The following is a 16,419-nucleotide window of genomic DNA, read 5'->3' on the forward strand; positions in this document are numbered from 1 at the left end:
GCGGTACACGCAATCGCACCTCCGGGACTCCGGACCCGAAGAGTCCGGTGCGGGGCGGTGGTGGCTCGATGATCGATCCGCACGTCCGTGACCGGCTCCTCCTGGCGCTGCTGACCCTGGACGGCTTCGCGGTGGGCCTTCTCAGCGTGGCGTTCGCGTACCAGCGTTTCGGCGGGGTCGCGCTGCCGGTGGCGGCACTCGTCGCCGGCCTCCTCAACGCGACGCTGCTCTGGCTGGCGGCCGGGTACACCTCGTCGCCGGTGCGGTATGCCCCGCTCGGCGCCTGGGGGCTGGTGGTTCTCATCGCCGGCGGCATCCCGGGACCGGGCGGTGACGTCATCCTCAGCACGTCGGGGAACTACCTGGTCCAGACCCTGCTGCTCCTCGTGCTGGGCATCGGGCCGGCCGCGGTGCTCAGCTGGACTCACCGGCTACCCGAGGCCGACGACTGACTTTCGCCGGGGCCGATCCTGCGGCGCGCAGGTCCACTGCGGCCGAGCGTTAGAGTGTGGACATGGTTCTGCGCGCGTGGGCCGAAGACATCACGGCCCCGATCGAGCGCGTCACAGCGGCCCTGAGCCGTCTCCGTGACGACCCGACAGCCCTCGGCCCGGACGCCCTCGACGACGAGGGCTGGGTCGCGTTGCTGGGCGCCTCCGGCACCGAGCTCGAGGAACTGTGCGAACTCGCCGACGCGGTCCGGGGCCGGGTCACCGAGCCGGGCGTCCTGACCTTCGTCGTGAACCGCAATCTCGACACCGGGGTCGCCGCCCGCCTCATCTCGGATGAACGGCGATCCGACGATCCGACACTCGCCGATCTGGTCGGGGAGGCCGTCGAACTCGGCGCCACCGAGATCTGCATGCAGGGGCCGTTGCCCGCCGACCGGCCGGCCGGTGACTACGTCCGCCTGGTCGAAGAGATCACCGGCGCGGCAGACGGTCTGCACCTGCACGCGTACCGCGCGGCGGAGATCGCCGACGGGGCGGCCCGAACCGGGACGACGGTCGACGAACATCTCCGCCGGTTGCGCGCCGCCGGACTCGGGTCGATCCCCGGAACCGCCGCCCAGATCCTCGACGACACCGTGCGCGGGTATCTGTCGCCGACGGGCTCCGCACCGGCGCGTGAGTGGATCGAGGTCGTCGAGGCAGCGCACGGCGTCGGCCTGTTCTCGACCGCAACCATCGTCTACGGGCACGTCGAGACCCCCGGGCAGCAGGTCGCACACCTGCGGACCCTGCTCGGAATCCAGCGCCGCACGGGTGGTTTCAGCGAGCTGATCCTGATGCCGATGGTCTCGTCGAACACGCCGCCGCACCTGATCGACGCCGCGACGTCGAGCGTGTCGCAACGGGAGACCCGCGCCCTGCACGCGGTCGCCCGCCTGATGTCCGCCGGGCTGATCGACCATCTACAGGTCGCCTGGACCAAACTGGGGTCCGACACCGTCGACCTCCTGCTGCGCGGCGGTGCCGACGACATCGGCGGCCTGCTGCTCGACGGCCGGCTCATGCCGCATGCGGGTCCGGAGGCGGGTCGTGTCCTCGACGTCGACACCCTCGTCGCCGTCGCCGATCGTGCCGGGCGCACGCCACGTCAGCGCACCACCCGCTACACCGAGCCGGAAACGCATCGGCTGCTCCCGCTCCCGCAGGTACGTTCGTGACGGGAACGGCGACGCACGGGGGTGACCGGGTGGACGGAAACGACGGGGTGCACGACATCGACGTCGCCATCGTCGGTGCCGGCTTCGCAGGCCTCGGCATGGCCACGCAGCTCGCCCGCCGCGGCCGCGAGTCCTTCGTCGTCCTCGAGCGGGCCGACGCAGTCGGCGGTACCTGGCGCGACAACGTCTACCCCGGCATCGCGTGTGACATCCCCGCGCATCTGTACTCGTTCTCGTTCCGCCCACCGGCCGACTGGGCGTCGCGGTATCCGAGCGGCCGCGAGATCCGTGACTATCTCGAACAGACCGTCGCCGACGAGGGTCTCGCCGAGCACATTCTGCTGAACTGCGAACTGCGGCAGGCGACCTGGGACGAGGCCTCAGCCGGCTGGATGATCACCGCGGCCGCCGCGGACGGGTCCGGCCGGACGTTTCGTGCGCGGACGCTCGTCCTGGCCGTCGGCCGTCTGTCCGAGGCCAGGATTCCCGACATCGAGGGTCTCGGCGGGTTCCCCGGTCAGGTCGTCCACACGGCGGCCTGGCACGCCGACGTCGCCGTCGACGGGGCCCGGGTCGGTGTCGTGGGCACCGGTGCGTCGGCGGTGCAGCTCGTCCCGCACCTGGCCGAGGCCGCCGAAGAGCTCGTCGTGTTCTGCCGGACCGCTCCCTACGTGGTGCCTCGTGAGGATCGCCGTTACACCGCGGAGGAACGTGCCGCCCTGCTCGACCCGGAGGTCGCCGGCGAAATTCGCCACCAGCTCCTCACCGAGGCCGACGGCGCCTTCCGGCAGCGACTGGGCCTGCATCCCGACATCGACGAGATCCGGGCGCGGGCCCGCGACCACCTCCACCGCCAGGTCGACGATCCGATGTTGCGTGAACTCCTGACGCCCGACTACGAGATCGGATGCAAGAGAATCCTGCTCAGCGACGACTTCTATCCGTCGCTGCAGCGGCCGAACGTGGTCTTCGAGCCGAGTGCGCTCGATTCCGTCACCGAATCGAAGGCCACCGCACGCAGCGGACGCACCTTCGACCTCGACGTCCTCGTGATGGCAACGGGTTTCGAGTCCGCGCGGCCGCCCGCGGCGAGCCGCGTCGTCGGCCGGGCGGGACTACGTTTGTCCGAGCACTGGTCGTCGGGGATGACCTCGTATGCGTCGACCGTCGTCAGCGGATTCCCCAACATGTTCGTCCTCGACGGGCCGAATGCGGCGCTCGGCCACAACTCGGCGATCTACATGATCGAGACGCAGCTCGACTATGTGCTCGGCGCTCTGGAGTTCCTCGGGGACAGTGACGTGGGGGCATTGGAGGTCTCGCCCGAGGCCGAGGCCGCCTACACTCGCGAGATCGACGAGCGCAGTGCGTCGACCGTGTGGCTGACCGGTTGCGACAGTTGGTATGTCGACCCGGACAGCGGACGTCTCACGCTGCTCTGGCCGGGTACCGCGGCGTCGTTCCGCGAACGCAACGGGACCTTCGACCCCGCGCCGTACCTGACCAGTCGTGATCCTTCGGAAGGGGAACGATGACCGACCTCAGCATCCCCACGGTGAGGGATGAGGCTGTGGAACATCCTGCCGCGGAACGTCCTTCGCGGGAGGCGATCGATACCGCCCTGGCCGCTGCCGCGGCGCGCGAGTCCATCGACATCGACCAGGCGGTCACGCTGCTGTCTTGTGCGGGTGCGGATCTCGTCCGCCTGCAGTCGATCGCCGGTGCGATTCGCGACGAGGGGCTCGACGCGGTCGGGCGTTCGCGTCAGGTCACGTACTCGCGCAAGGTGTTCATCCCGCTGACCCGGCTGTGCCGGGACCGGTGTCACTACTGCACGTTCGTGACGGTGCCCGGCAAACTCGCCCGGGCCGGCGAGGGGTTGTACCTCGAACTCGACGAGGTCGTCGACCTCGCCCGTCGGGGTGCCGAACTCGGCTGCAAAGAGGCGTTGTTCACGCTCGGTGACCGTCCCGAGGACCGGTGGCCGGAGGCGCGCGAATGGCTTGCCGCGCGCGGCTATTCGTCGACCCTCGACTACGTTCGCGCGGCGGCCGTGGCCGTGCTGACCGAGACCGGCCTGCTGCCACATCTGAATCCGGGGGTGATGAGCCTCGAGGAGATCCTGCGTCTGCGTCCGGTGGCCCCGTCGATGGGCATGATGCTCGAGACCACGTCGCGCCGTCTGTACACCGAGAAGCGGCAACCGCACTACGGCAGCCCGGACAAGGACCCGCTGGTCCGGATGCAGGTGCTGCGCGACGCCGGGACCGCGCGGGTCCCGTTCACGACCGGCATCCTCGTCGGGATCGGCGAATCACTGTACGAGCGAGCCGAATCCCTGCTCGCCATCGCGAAGGTGCACGCCGCGGGCGGTCACATCCAGGAGGTGATCGTGCAGAACTTCCGGGCCAAGCTCGACACCGCGATGCGATCCACCCCCGACGCGGAGAAGACCGAGTTCCTCGCGGCGGTCGCCGTAGCGCGCATCGTCCTCGGACCGCACATGCGGGTGCAGGCGCCGCCGAACCTGGTGTCGCCGGCCGAGTGTGCCGCGCTCATCGCCTCCGGCATCGACGACTGGGGTGGGGTGTCGCCGCTGACCCCCGACCACGTGAACCCCGAACGTCCCTGGCCGAATCTGGATGCGCTGGCCGCCCGCACCGCCGAGTCGGATTTCGTTCTCACCGAACGGATCACAGCGCAGCCGACGTATGTGCTCGACGCCCCGGACTGGATCGACCCGGCACTCGCACACCATGTGGCCGCGCTTGCCGACCCGTCGACCGGCCTCGCCGTCGACACGTGCCCGGTGCCGCGTCCGTGGCCCGCGGTGGCCTGAGCCGTCGTCAGGAGTTCGCGGCGCGGCCCAGGGCCTGCGTCAGGTCGTCGATGGCGATCTTGGTCGGTCTGCTCATGCGTTCAACGTGGCCGCTATGTCGCCGGGGATCGGCATCGGCGTCATCAGGCCGGCGTCGACCCGACCGGTGTTCCCCTCTGGGTAGCGGCCGGTCAATGATCCCGGTGCGGCGACGACGATTCGCACCACCTGTCCGATCGCTTCTCGTCGATCATGTTGCCGGACGGCGAATCTGAACATCGAAATGTGGTTGCAGGTGTGCAGCCACGGGTCTGGCTGAGACACGATGTGGGCGCGTTCGAGATGGCGCCACCGCTCGTCGGGTCGGGTGGTGGCCGCTGCCGCCGCCATCTCCGAGCGGTACAACGCTCTCGCGGTGTCACTGATGCGAGCCATGAGTGTTCTCCTCGTCGCAGCACGTGCATTGGTCGTCCGTGTTGTCCCTGATGCCGGTGGCGCAGCATGCGTCTCCCCGCCACGCGTTCCTTCCCTCGCGGACCGCCACCGCAGCGATCACCAGAGCCGCGACCGGATCGGCCCACGACCACCCGAACAGACTGTTGAATGCCAAACCGGCCAGCAGCACGGCGGACAGATAGGTACAGAGCAGTGTTTGTTTGGAGTCGGCGACCGCACTGGCAGAACCCAACTCCCGACCGGTGCGTCGTTCAGCCCACGACAGCAGCGGCATGATCACCAGACTGACTGCGGCCAAGGCGATTCCGATGGACGAGTGTCGTGCCTGCTCACCGAGGCCGAGCAGCGAACGAAGCGACTCGACGGTCACGTAGGCCGCCAGGGCGAAGAAGGAGAAAGCGATGACCCGAAGTGCGGTCTTCTCCCGCCGTGCGGGGTCGCCGCCGGCGAACTGCCAGGCGACCGCGGCGGCCGAGGAGACCTCGATGACCGAATCGAGTCCGAAGCCGATCAGCGCGCCGGACGAAACACGTGCGCCCTCGCTGATCGCGATCACGGCCTCGATCACGTTGTAGGCGATGGTCGCCGTGACCAGCCATCGAATCCGACGCTGCAGCAGATCACGCCGGTCGATGCTCATCGACGGGGGTCCCGTCGACATGCCGGATTCGGAGACCATCAGCAACACCCGGTGGTCGCGGAGTCGTCGCAACAATCAGGGTCCACCGCCAAGACCAGGCCGAGTAGATCGTCGAGAGCATGGCCGATGCGCTTGTCGGCGAGTTCGTACCGCGAACGTCGACCTTCGGGCACCGCCACCACCAGGCCGCATCCCCGCAGGCAGGCAAGGTGATTCGACAGCGTCTGTCTCGACACGCCGATGGCGTCGGCCAGTTCCGAGGGAAATGCCCCGCCGCTTCGTAGGCGCAGCAGGACCTGTGTTCGTGTCACGTCGGACAGGGCGTGGCCGAATCTGGTGAGCGCGTCGCGCTGCGAGGTCGCCACGGTGTTCATGGAGGTGACGGTACACCGGATTCTGTATTCAGGAAACGGTGTACTCGGTTCGCCGTCGCCGGTTCAGTGCACCGATCCATCGACGATCGGTGCGAGCGCCTCGTACCCGCCGATCACATCGGTCGCGCGATGCAATCCGAGGTCGTGAAGCGCCGCGGCCGCCAGGCTCGACGTGTAACCCTGCTGGCACAGGATGATCCACCGCACATCGTGGTCGACGGCTTGGGGGATGCGTGCGTCGCTGGCCGGGTCGCATCGCCATTCGAGGACGTTGCGCTCGATGACCAGTGACCCCTGGGCCTCGCCCTCCGCGGCGCGCTGGGCCGCCGGTCGGATGTCGACGAGGACGGCGCCGGCCGCGAGTTCGTCGGGCACCGATGCGGCGTCGATCCGTTCGATACGTTCGCGGGCCGCGGCGAGGACGTCGTCGATGGTGCGCGGAGCGGGCTTGTCGCTCATTCGGGTTCGTCGGTCAGGACCGTGCGGGTACGACGCAGGTGGCCGGCGTCGGCCACCTCGTAGTACGACATCGCGGTCAGCGGCGGCGAATAGGCGTGCACACTCAGCGTCGGGCCGGTCACCTCGACCGTCGGGTTCTTCACGACGTCGTGCACCCATCCGAGCGGGAAGGCGGCCTGGTCGCCGGCATCGAGAACGCGCACAGCCAGATCGTCCCCCGTCCAGTGGTACTCCCGCAAGGACCCCGACAGGACGGTCAGCGCACCGAGGGAGCCGGCATGGTCGTGGAGTTCGGTGGCCTCGCCGGGAGTCCAGCTGATGAGCCACAGGTCGAGGTCGTCGTCCGCATACAGGCGCGTCGACCATCGGTGGGTGGTGTCCCACTCGGCCGGGAGAAGTGTGTCGTGACGGCCGTCGAGCACATCGGCCACCCCCTGGTCGGTGATGCGCAGAAGGTCGGCCGGCCGCAGGTGCGTCGGCAGGTGGGTTCGTGTCCGCGGCGCGATCGCGGTCACCGGGCCTCGGGTGCTCGGGGTGACGTTCTTCGGTGGGGAAGCGGCGATCGAGGCGCGAGCCAGGGTCGAGGTCATGGCAGATCCTTGAGAGGGGAGTGGATGTGCGGGTCGGGGCTGATCAGGTCAGCGACAGCACATACACATCGACCGCGGGGTCGGTTCGAGCCCCGGAACGGCCCACCGGCCGGAACGGGGACGGTCTACAGCGACCGGATTCGACACGACGATCATGCCGCCGAGAATGCCCGACGCCTCGGCCGGAGTCGAGAATTGTCGGCACACTGAGCGAAAGTCGCCCGTCATGCCGGTGGGCATCCGCTCATCGATGTGATCCTCGTTACAGCAAGGCCTTCTGTATGTCCTGGAGCCGGGGGCCGATTTCGTCGTGGACACCACCGCAGCGGATACTGTGGGATGCGATTCGACCAGCCCTCGGATCGCGCCGGCGCCGACGCCGGAGAGTTGTTCGACGCCGAGCTGCTCACCCCGTCGCGCCGACAACGATCTTCCCTAGCGAAGGAGTGAGTGGTGACCTACATCATCGCGGAGCCTTGCGTCGACGTCCTGGACAAGGCTTGCGTGGAGGAATGCCCCGTCGACTGCATCTACGAGGGTGAGCGCATGCTCTACATCCAGCCGGATGAGTGCGTCGACTGTGGTGCGTGCGAGCCGGTGTGCCCGGTCGAGGCGATCTTCTACGAGGACGATGTCCCGGATGAGTGGGAGCCCTACGTCAGCGCTAACGCCGACTTCTTCGACGACCTCGGCTCGCCCGGTGGCGCCAGCAAGGTCGGCAAGACCGATGCCGACCCGACCTTCATCAAGGGCCTGCCGCCGATGAACCAAGAAGACTGACAGCCGACGACGACCGACGGTACGACGCAGACAGACAGTACGAAGAAGACAGAGCGGCCCGCAGTGAGCACACCCATTTCCCGCGCAGCAGCGCCGCTCCGCGTGTCGACGACGCGCGTGAGCGGTCGGCTGCCCGATTTCCCGTGGGACACCCTCGCGGGTGCGAAAGCCACGGCGCAGTCCCATCCCGACGGCATCGTCGACCTGTCGGTCGGCACGCCGGTGGATCCGGTGCCGGCGCTCATCCGGGACGCGCTTACCGACGCCTCCGGGTTCCCGGGGTACCCGACCACCATCGGCACCACCGAGCTCCGTGAGGCCGCTGCGGAGTCGCTGACCCGGCGTCACGGTGTCACCGGGCTCGACGAGTCGGGCATCCTCCCGGTGATCGGCACCAAGGAGGCGATCGCCGGCCTGGCGTCGACCTTCGGCCTGGGACCGGGGGACGAGGTCGTGATCCCCGAGGTGGCCTACCCGACCTACGAGGTGAGTGCGCTGCTGGCCGGTGCTCGGCCGGTGCGGGCGGATTCGACCGTCGCGCTGGGGCCGTCGAAGCCCGCGCTGATGTTCATCAACTCGCCGTCGAACCCGACGGGCAAGATCCTCGGCGTCGACCACCTGCGCAAGGTCGTCGGATGGGCACGTGAACGCGGCACCGTCGTGGTGTCCGACGAGTGCTACCTCGGCTTGAGCTGGGAGGGCGAACCGCTGTCGATCCTCGACCCGCGGGTGTGCGACGGCAACCACACCGGTCTGCTGGCCGTGCACTCGCTGTCGAAGATCTCCAACCTCGCGTCGTACCGTGCCGGCTTCTTCGCCGGTGACCCCGAGCTCATCGCCGAACTCCTCGCGGTGCGCAAGCACGCCGGCTTGATGCTGCCGTTCCCGATCCAGGGGGCCATGACCGCAGCCCTCCGCGACGACGCGCACGTCGACGAACAGCGTGCGCGCTACGCGGATCGTCGTCGTAGGTTGCTGGCCGCGGTCGAGGCGGCCGGGTTCCGCATCGACCATTCCGAGGCGGGTCTCTACCTCTGGGCCACCCGTGACGAGCCGTGCCGCGACACCGTCGCCTGGCTCGCCGAACGCGGAATCCTCTGTGCGCCCGGCGATTTCTACGGTCCGGCAGGGCAGAAGCACGTCCGCATGGCACTCACCGCCACCGACGAGCGCATCGCGGCGGCAGCGGCGCGGCTCGCGGGCTGACGATCTCCCTCCGCGGGGTGCCTAGAGCAATGCACCGGGTGACGCCGGACTGAAATTGCTCGGCACGGTGATGGGCGCTGCCAGCATGCCGGCGGCGGCGTCGGTGAGGAACACGCCGAACTCATCCCACTGTGGAGGTGTCCTGTCCGCGGCGACCGCCGCCTCGTACTCCGCGCACACATCGATCACCATCCTCGACAGAAGCCAGATACGCCCGGTGATGACACCGCTCGGCACCGACATGGCCTGCACGATCGCGGCCACCAGCTCGTCGACCACGGAGTCGACTCTGGCCACGTCCGTCACGATGGCTGCCAACGCCGGGACGTCTCGCGCCTGAAGCACGAACCGAGCGCGCCACGACGGTACGGGGAGTCCGCCGAGATACCTGGTGACGGGCTGGATCAGGCAACGGAGGAGGTCGGGGATGGCCGGATCGGCCGGGAGTTCGGCCATCATCTGTGACCGCAGTGCACGCGTGTGCTGGGAATGGCGTTCGACCAGTTCGCGAAGCAGGTTCTCGCGCCCACCGAAGTGGTAGCTGATCGCCGAATGATTCGCGTTACCCGCATGCATGCAGATCTTCCGGTTCGAGACCGAGTCGATTCCCTCGGTCGCGAACAGTTGCTCGGCGGCATCGAGCAACGCTCGCCGCGCCTGATCACCGTGCTTCGCCATGGATTGTCTCCTTCATGCGCGTCGGGTCCCGCGCCGGCCGAAAGCCTACGACGAGGGTCACACCGCTCCATGCTCGCCAGTTTAAGACACGTGGCGTAAATTGGGGGAGTCGCCGCAGCAGCGGAAGCGGACTTCACGTGCACCACTCGCGTATGCGCGGTCCGGGAGCGCGGGCGGCCAGATTCTCAGACATCCAGGAGGTTTTCGTGGCCACACCAGCGCCGGCCCACACCGACGACGCCCGCCGGTGGAGGACGCCGCCGCCCTCGAGGCGGCAAGACAAGCGCGGAAGGAGAAGATCGGCCGGATCGGCTTCGCCTTCGTGTTCCCGTTCCTCATGGTGGTCATGATGATCACCGGCTACCTCGGCGCCATGCACGATCCGCGGCCCAACGACATGCCGATCGTCGTCGCCGGCCCGGCCGCAGCCGTCGAACAGTTCGCGTCTGCGCTGGAGAACGCCGACCCGGACGCAGTCGACATCCGGCTCGTCGACTCCGCCGACACCGCTCGGGCGATGGTGATAGATCGTGAGGCCTCCGGTGCGGTCGTGCTGCCGGCGGCGTCTCCCGACGAGAAGGCCGCCACCGTCTACACGGCCGGTTCCGCGGGTGCCTCTCAGGCGAGCACGGTCCAGGGCCTGGTGACGCCGCAGCTCCTGGCCGGCGGCCTGCAGATACAAGCGCAGGATCTGGTCCCGTTGCCCGCCGAGGATTCGGCGGGTCTGGCCCCGATGTTCCTGACCACCGCGCTGATCCTGGCCGGCTACATGCCGCTGAGCCTGGTGCTCTCCTCCGCGCCCGAATTGTTGCGTCTGCGTCGCACGGTCCCGATTCTGGCGGTGTGGTCGGGTGTGGCGGCCCTGCTGGGTTGGATCATCGCGGGTCCGGTCCTCGGGGTTGCGCAGGGCAGCGTCTGGCTGGTGCTCGGCATCGCCTGGCTCACGGTCTTCGCGGTCGGCTCCGTGCAGCTGTTCCTGACCAGGATCCTGGGTCCGCTGGCGGTGCTCGCCGGCATGCTCTTCTTGATGGTGCTGGGCATTCCGGCGTCGAACATGGGCATGTCCGTACACACGATGCCCGGGATATTCTCGTGGCTGCACGGCTTCCTCCCGACTGCGGCGGCCGGTGAGGCATTCCGCTCGGTGATGTACTTCGGTGGCAACGGCGTCGGCGGACATCTGCTGGTGCTCGTCACCGGCGCGGTCCTCGGGCTGGCCGCGGTGGCGGGGATCGACGCCCTCAAGCGCCGCCGCAACACCTACGAGGAGCCGGTGCAGTCGGTGATCTCGATGACTGGAGGTGCCACCGCGCCCAAGACATGGGTGCGGTATGCCACCCTGGTCTTCTTTCCGCTCGCGATGGTCGCGATGATGCTGTCGGCGATGCTCGGCGGGATGGGCAAGCCCATTCCCCGTGAGATGCCGGTCGCCGTTGTCGGTTCGACGCCGGAGCAGGCACAACTGACCGCGGCGGGCCTCGACCAGAACATGTCCGGGATGTTCGACTTCAGTGTCGGTACCTCGACGGCGGACGCGGCGACGATGGTGCGCGACCGCGAGGTCGTCGCGGCCTTCGTGCTGCCATCGGCGGAGAACCCGTCGGCGACGCTGCTGACCAACGGCGCTGCGGGGATGAGTCAGCAGCAGGCGGTGCAGTCGGTGTTCGGTCAGGTTGCCCAGGGGCAGGGGATGACGCTGGGCGTCGACGATCTCGCGCCGCTCGACTCCGACGACTCGGTGGGTACGGTGAGCTTGTACCTCGCGATCGGCTGGATCATGTCTGGATTCCTGCTGCTGATCGTATTGGCCATGGCCGCACCGGATCTCATGCGCAAGCGAGTACTCGTCCCGATCATGGCCGGCTGGTCGGTGTTCATGTCGGCGGTCTTGTGGGTGATCGCCGGGCCGATTGTCGGTGCGATCGACGGGCACTTCCTGCCGCTGTTCGGGGTGGGAGTCGTGGCGATCTTCAGCGCGGCGATGTTCACCACGGTGTTCACCAGGATGATCGGGTTGCTCGCGGTGCTGCCGGTGGTCGCGGTGCTGATGTTCCTGGGAGTGCCTTCGTCCGGCGGCGGGCTCTCGGTGTACATGGCGCCGGACGTCTTCAGGTTCCTGCACGACGTGCTGCCGTTGCCCGCCGCAGTGGAGTCGGCGCGCTCGATCCTGTACTTCGGCGGCGACGCGATCGGGTCGCCGCTGCTCACGTTTGCGATCTGGGCGGCCGTGTCGTTCATCGTGGTGCTGGTCCTCGACACGTTCTTCGCACGCCCGCCGCAACCGATCCCGGGACGCGCGGTGCCACCAGGCGTGGCCGATGACGGAGGCCCGGTGGCCGACGCAGCGGAACCTGCCGCAGCATCGCCGGCCGGACGCACCTAGACGCACCGAAGACGAGACGCCGGACGATGATTCGTCCGGCGTCTCGATGTCTCAGGTTGTTGTTCAGCCGCGTCCGCACTTGCTCTGCACCCGACCGATATCCTCGGCCGGTCATCGGCTGGGCGCCCGCGACTCCGGCGCGGATCAGTTGTGCTTGTGCAGCGCCTCGTTGAGCGCGATGCCGTCGCCCTTCCACGGCACGACCTCGACCGCGCCGGTCAGGCTGTTGCGCCGGAACAGCAGATTCGACTGACCCGAGAGGTCGCGCGCCTTGATCTGGGTGCCGTCGGGGCCGGTCACCTTGGTGCCGGCGGTGACGTACAGCCCGGCCTCGATGACGCAGTCGTCGCCGAGCGGGATGCCGCAGCCGGCGTTCGCGCCGAGCAGGCAGCGCTTGCCGAGCGAGATGATCTCCTTGCCGCCGCCGGAGAGGGTGCCCATCGTCGACGCGCCGCCGCCGATGTCGGAGCCGTCGCCGACGACCACGCCGGCCGAGATGCGACCTTCGACCATCGACGACCCGAGGGTGCCGGCGTTGAAGTTGACGAAGCCCTCGTGCATCACGGTGGTACCGGCGGCCAGGTGGGCGCCGAGCCGGACACGGTCGGCGTCACCGATGCGGACTCCGCCGGGGACGACGTAATCGACCATGCGCGGGAACTTGTCGATGGAGTACACGGTGACCGGGCCGCGGGCGCGCAGCTTGGCGCGCATCGACTCGAAGTCCTCGACCGCGCACGGGCCGTGGTTGGTCCAGACGACATTCGTGAGCATCCCGAAGATGCCCTCGAGGTTCGCGCCGTGCGGCTCGATGAGCCGGTGGGAGAGCAGGTGCAGTCGGAGGTACACGTCGTAGGCGTCGACCGGGGCGGCGGACAGGTCGGCGATGCCGGTGCGAACCGCGATGGTCCGGACGCCGCGGGCCTCGTCGACACCCACCAGGTCGCGCAGTTCGGACGGCGTCGACTCCTCGTCGAGGACGACGGTCTCGGCGGTCTCGACGCCGTCGAGTTCGGGTGCGGGGAACCAGACGTCGAGCACGACTCCTGGGGTCGACCCCCCGTCGATCACGGTTGCGATGCCAGTTGCGTGTGCGCCAGTAGTTGTCACGACTCGTCAGTCTAGGTGATCGACGACGGCGACTCCCGCCGCCCACCGGTCGTCCAGGCATCGCGGCACTCGGTGCGCGGCGTCATCCGAATGGCTCAAAGTCCTGGTGGGAGCGTGTTCACCGCTCGTATCGTCGCAGCCATGACCGGCCACGACCGACCTTTCCCACCCGCCCCCCGGCGCAGACGCCGCCTGCCCTGGGTACTCGGTGGCGTGGGGTTCGTGGTCGTCGTCGGCGTCGCGGTCGCGGCGGTGATCTTCCAGCCGTGGCTGATCTTCGTCGACACCGAGGTCGACGACGAGATCCCGGTCGCCGTGACGCCGTCCACCTCGCAGGTCGGTCAGCCGCCGCCGGTCGCGCCGGTCCTGGTGTCACAGGGACGATTCATCAGCCACGAGCACTCCACCTCCGGAACCGTGTCGATCATCGAGAAGCCGGACGGCTCGCGGGTTCTCGCCATCGAGGACCTCGACACCACCACCGGACCCGATGTCCACGTCTGGCTGTCGCAGGCCGAGGTCGTCGAAGGCCTCGGCGGTTGGCGAGCCGCGGCCGACCCGCCCCACGTCGACCTCGGGATGATCAAGGGCAACAAGGGCAACCAGGTCTACGAGATCCCCGCCGATGTCGACCTCGACGCCTATCCCGCGGTGTTTCTGTGGTGCGTGAAGTTCAGCGTCTCCTTCGGCGCCGCCGAACTGACCTCACCGCCCGCAGACTGACCCCGCTAACGTATCTGCGTGAGCACCGCACTCGACCTCGCCGCCGATCCCGTCGAACTGACCGCCGCCCTCGTCGACATCGAGAGCGAGTCACGCAACGAGACGGCGATCGCCGATGCGGTGGAAGCGGCACTGCGGGAGCAGACGACGGGCTTCGAGATCCTTCGGCACGGAAATCGCGTGCTGGCCCGTACCGATCGTGGTCGCGCCCAGCGTGTCATCCTCGCCGGGCACCTCGACACCGTGCCGGTGGCCGGCAACCTGCCGTCGCGTCGGGAGACGCATCCCGAGGAGGGCGACGTCCTGCACGGGTGCGGCACCGTCGACATGAAGTCGGGCGACGCGGTGTTCCTGCACCTCGCCGCGACGCTCGACGAACCCGCGCACGACCTGACGCTGATCTTCTACGACTGCGAGGAGATCGCTGCCGAGTTCAACGGCCTCAACGACATCGAACGTGAGCTGCCCGAATGGCTCGCCGGCGACGTCGCCATCCTCGGCGAACCCACCACCGGTCTGATCGAGGCGGGATGCCAAGGGACGCTTCGGGTTCGACTGTCCACCTCGGGTACTCGATCGCATTCGGCCCGCTCGTGGATGGGTGACAACGCGATCCACAAACTCGGGGGAGTGTTGACGAAGCTCGCCGCATACGAGGCTCGTCGCGTCGACATCGAGGGGTGCGAATACCGCGAGGGACTCTCGGCGGTCGGGCTCGGCGGCGGTGTCGCGGGCAACGTGATCCCCGATGCTGCGCACGTCGACGTGAACTTCCGCTTCGCCCCCGATCGTTCCGTCGAACAAGCCCTCGACCACGTGCGCGAGGTCTTCGCGACCGACCTCGCCGATGGCACGGTCACCCTCGAGGTCACCGACGCGGCGGCCGGTGCACTCCCCGGCCTGGCGCACCCGGCGGCGGCCGCGCTGGTCGAGGCCGCTCAGGGGCGCTTCCGGGCCAAGTACGGCTGGACCGACGTCTCGAGGTTCTCCGCACTCGGCATCCCGGCGGTGAACCTCGGACCCGGCGACCCCAACCTGGCCCACCGCGTCGACGAACGGGTTCCGGTCGAGCAGATCCGCATGGTCACCGACCTGCTGCGCAGCTATCTGTCCTGAGCCGCCCGACGCCGGGCGGGGGTGGATCGGCCCGCTGCTAGCGTGAGCCGCATGTCGACCAATCCGGAATCGTCCGCGTCCGATCCCGCCGCCGACGACGTCTACTACGTCGGACCCATCCGCGTTCGCCCGAAGCAGCGCGGCAAGACGACGGACCGGCGACTCCTCGAGTGGATCGACCCGCGCGACGAGAACCGTCGCGCCGAACGCACGATGCGCGATTCCTGGCGGGTGCTGCGCATCCAGTCGGAGTTCGTCGCGGGCTTCGACGCCATGAGCGAGGTCGCGGAGGCGGTGACGGTCTTCGGGTCGGCGCGTCTCGCGCCCGAATCGCCGGAGTACGCACTCGGCGTGCGGGTCGGACGTGCGCTCGGGGAGGCGGGCTATGCCGTCATCACCGGGGGCGGGCCCGGTGTGATGCGGGCGGCCAACCAGGGTGCGCACGAGGCGGGCGCCCAGTCGATCGGCCTCAACATCGAGCTGCCCTTCGAGCAGGACCTCAACCCGTGGGTCGACCTCGGCATGAACTTCCGCTACTTCTTCGTGCGCAAGACCATGTTCGTGAAGTACGCGCAGGCCTTCGTCTGCCTGCCCGGCGGGATGGGCACGCTCGACGAACTCTTCGAGGCGCTCACGCTGGTGCAGACGAAGAAGGTCGTGCGATTCCCGATCGTCCTGGTGGGTCGTGATTTCTGGGGCGGGTTGCTCGACTGGATGCGCGACGTCCTGGCCGCGCGCGGGATGATCTCTCCCGAGGACCTCGACCTGCTGACCGTCGTCGACGACCCCGACGACGTCGTCGCGGCGATCGAGGCGGCCGCTCCCACCCAGCCCGGCGCGAAACAACCCGGCGCCGATGGCACGATTGCCCGGTGAGTGCCGTCTGTGTCTACTGTGCGTCCGGTCCCGTCGAGCAACGTTTCCTCGACCTCGCTTCCGAGGTGGGCGCGGCGATCGCGCGTGCCGGGCACTCGGTCGTGTCCGGCGGTGGCAATGTCTCGATGATGGGTGCGCTCGTCACCGCGGCGCGCGCGGAGGGCGGCACCACGATCGGGATCATCCCGAAGGCGCTGATCCAGCGCGAAGTCGCCGATCTCGGGTCCGACGAACTCGTCATCACCGAGACCATGCGCGAGCGCAAGCGCCTCATGGATGAGCGCGCGGATGGTTTCATCACGCTTCCCGGGGGTATCGGAACACTGGAGGAGCTGTTCGAGACCTGGACGGGCGGCTACCTCGGGATGCACGACAAGCCGGTGGTTCTGCTCGATCCTTTCGATTTCTACGCGCCGCTCCTGGGCTGGCTGCGAGAGTTGTCGACAACCGGGTTCGTCTCCCGGCGATCGCTGGACCGGCTGCTGGTCACGGCATCGATCGACGAGGCGATCGAGTTGGCGACACAGCGGTAGAACTTCCT

General features: G+C 68.5%; 18 protein-coding genes. 11 read left to right on the forward strand and 7 right to left on the reverse strand.

Annotation, left to right across the window (positions count from 1 at the left end):
• Window positions 1–68 precede the first annotated feature (68 nt).
• The 4 genes from GOAMI_RS08105 to cofG all read left to right on the forward strand — a co-directional run bounded on the left by GOAMI_RS08105 (window position 69) and on the right by cofG (window position 4,508).
• Window positions 69–452 carry a hypothetical protein gene (locus GOAMI_RS08105; protein WP_006435983.1) on the forward strand — a complete coding sequence of 128 codons (384 nt, stop codon included), beginning with the start codon at window positions 69–71 and terminating at the stop codon, window positions 450–452.
• 62 nt (window positions 453–514) lie between these two features.
• Entirely contained in the window at window positions 515–1,669 is a 1,155-nt protein-coding gene (locus GOAMI_RS08110) for a hypothetical protein (RefSeq protein ID WP_006435984.1), read from the forward strand.
• A 98-nt stretch (window positions 1,670–1,767) separates the two neighbouring features.
• Window positions 1,768–3,204, forward strand: coding sequence for a flavin-containing monooxygenase (locus GOAMI_RS08115; RefSeq protein WP_210738061.1), 1,437 nt, complete (start codon window positions 1,768–1,770; stop codon window positions 3,202–3,204).
• Window positions 3,201–4,508, forward strand: a complete 1,308-nt coding sequence (gene cofG / locus GOAMI_RS08120) for a 7,8-didemethyl-8-hydroxy-5-deazariboflavin synthase CofG (RefSeq protein WP_006435986.1) — start codon at window positions 3,201–3,203, stop codon at window positions 4,506–4,508. Before GOAMI_RS08115 ends, cofG begins: the two co-directional genes overlap by 4 nt.
• A 72-nt stretch (window positions 4,509–4,580) precedes the next feature.
• On the opposite strand, the gene GOAMI_RS08125 is transcribed toward cofG, so the two are convergent.
• The 5 genes from GOAMI_RS08125 to GOAMI_RS08145 all read right to left on the reverse strand — a co-directional run bounded on the left by GOAMI_RS08125 (window position 4,581) and on the right by GOAMI_RS08145 (window position 7,006).
• Entirely contained in the window at window positions 4,581–4,922 is a 342-nt protein-coding gene (locus GOAMI_RS08125) for a DUF3703 domain-containing protein (protein WP_006435987.1), read from the reverse strand.
• Window positions 4,906–5,622, reverse strand: coding sequence for a cation efflux transmembrane domain-containing protein (locus GOAMI_RS08130; protein ID WP_006435988.1), 717 nt, complete (start codon window positions 5,620–5,622; stop codon window positions 4,906–4,908). Before GOAMI_RS08130 ends, GOAMI_RS08125 begins: the two co-directional genes overlap by 17 nt.
• On the reverse strand, window positions 5,622–5,957 hold the full coding sequence (locus GOAMI_RS08135) for an ArsR/SmtB family transcription factor (protein ID WP_006435989.1): 336 nt from the start codon (window positions 5,955–5,957) through the stop codon (window positions 5,622–5,624). The genes GOAMI_RS08130 and GOAMI_RS08135 overlap by 1 nt, the downstream gene beginning before the upstream one ends.
• Window positions 5,958–6,020: 63 nt before the next feature.
• Window positions 6,021–6,416 carry a rhodanese-like domain-containing protein gene (locus GOAMI_RS08140; protein ID WP_006435990.1) on the reverse strand — a complete coding sequence of 132 codons (396 nt, stop codon included), beginning with the start codon at window positions 6,414–6,416 and terminating at the stop codon, window positions 6,021–6,023.
• Window positions 6,413–7,006, reverse strand: coding sequence for a cysteine dioxygenase (locus tag GOAMI_RS08145; protein WP_006435991.1), 594 nt, complete (start codon window positions 7,004–7,006; stop codon window positions 6,413–6,415). The genes GOAMI_RS08140 and GOAMI_RS08145 overlap by 4 nt, the downstream gene beginning before the upstream one ends.
• A gap of 450 nt (window positions 7,007–7,456) precedes the next feature.
• Here GOAMI_RS08145 and fdxA point away from each other — a divergent pair, with 450 nt between their 5' ends.
• Window positions 7,457–7,786, forward strand: coding sequence for a ferredoxin (gene fdxA / locus GOAMI_RS08150; RefSeq protein WP_006435992.1), 330 nt, complete (start codon window positions 7,457–7,459; stop codon window positions 7,784–7,786).
• 63 nt (window positions 7,787–7,849) lie between these two features.
• Entirely contained in the window at window positions 7,850–8,992 is a 1,143-nt protein-coding gene (gene dapC / locus GOAMI_RS08155) for a succinyldiaminopimelate transaminase (RefSeq protein ID WP_040004669.1), read from the forward strand.
• A 21-nt stretch (window positions 8,993–9,013) separates the two neighbouring features.
• On the opposite strand, the gene GOAMI_RS08160 is transcribed toward dapC, so the two are convergent.
• Window positions 9,014–9,670 (reverse strand): TetR/AcrR family transcriptional regulator, encoded by a 657-nt coding sequence (locus tag GOAMI_RS08160; protein WP_006435994.1) that lies wholly within the window; start codon window positions 9,668–9,670, stop codon window positions 9,014–9,016.
• A 247-nt stretch (window positions 9,671–9,917) separates the two neighbouring features.
• Between GOAMI_RS08160 and GOAMI_RS08165 the strand changes: the two genes are divergently transcribed.
• Window positions 9,918–12,053 (forward strand): ABC transporter permease, encoded by a 2,136-nt coding sequence (locus GOAMI_RS08165; RefSeq protein WP_006435995.1) that lies wholly within the window; start codon window positions 9,918–9,920, stop codon window positions 12,051–12,053.
• Window positions 12,054–12,197: 144 nt separating this feature from the next.
• On the opposite strand, the gene dapD is transcribed toward GOAMI_RS08165, so the two are convergent.
• On the reverse strand, window positions 12,198–13,163 hold the full coding sequence (gene dapD, locus GOAMI_RS08170) for a 2,3,4,5-tetrahydropyridine-2,6-dicarboxylate N-succinyltransferase (RefSeq protein ID WP_006435996.1): 966 nt from the start codon (window positions 13,161–13,163) through the stop codon (window positions 12,198–12,200).
• Window positions 13,164–13,304: 141 nt separating this feature from the next.
• On the opposite strand from dapD, the gene GOAMI_RS08175 reads away from it, so the two are divergent.
• Genes GOAMI_RS08175 through GOAMI_RS08190 form a run of 4 tightly spaced genes read left to right on the forward strand, consistent with a single transcriptional unit; the run spans window position 13,305 to window position 16,411 of the window.
• Entirely contained in the window at window positions 13,305–13,886 is a 582-nt protein-coding gene (locus GOAMI_RS08175) for a DM13 domain-containing protein (RefSeq protein WP_051995388.1), read from the forward strand.
• A gap of 18 nt (window positions 13,887–13,904) precedes the next feature.
• Window positions 13,905–15,002 (forward strand): succinyl-diaminopimelate desuccinylase, encoded by a 1,098-nt coding sequence (gene dapE, locus GOAMI_RS08180; RefSeq protein ID WP_006435998.1) that lies wholly within the window; start codon window positions 13,905–13,907, stop codon window positions 15,000–15,002.
• A gap of 51 nt (window positions 15,003–15,053) precedes the next feature.
• Window positions 15,054–15,878: an LOG family protein gene (locus GOAMI_RS08185; RefSeq protein ID WP_006435999.1), complete on the forward strand. Its 825-nt coding sequence runs from the start codon at window positions 15,054–15,056 to the stop codon at window positions 15,876–15,878.
• On the forward strand, window positions 15,875–16,411 hold the full coding sequence (locus tag GOAMI_RS08190; protein ID WP_006436000.1) for an LOG family protein: 537 nt from the start codon (window positions 15,875–15,877) through the stop codon (window positions 16,409–16,411). Before GOAMI_RS08185 ends, GOAMI_RS08190 begins: the two co-directional genes overlap by 4 nt.
• Window positions 16,412–16,419 lie beyond the last annotated feature (8 nt).

It is taken from the genome of Gordonia amicalis NBRC 100051 = JCM 11271 (genome assembly GCF_000332995.1).
Lineage (GTDB): Bacteria > Actinomycetota > Actinomycetes > Mycobacteriales > Mycobacteriaceae > Gordonia > Gordonia amicalis.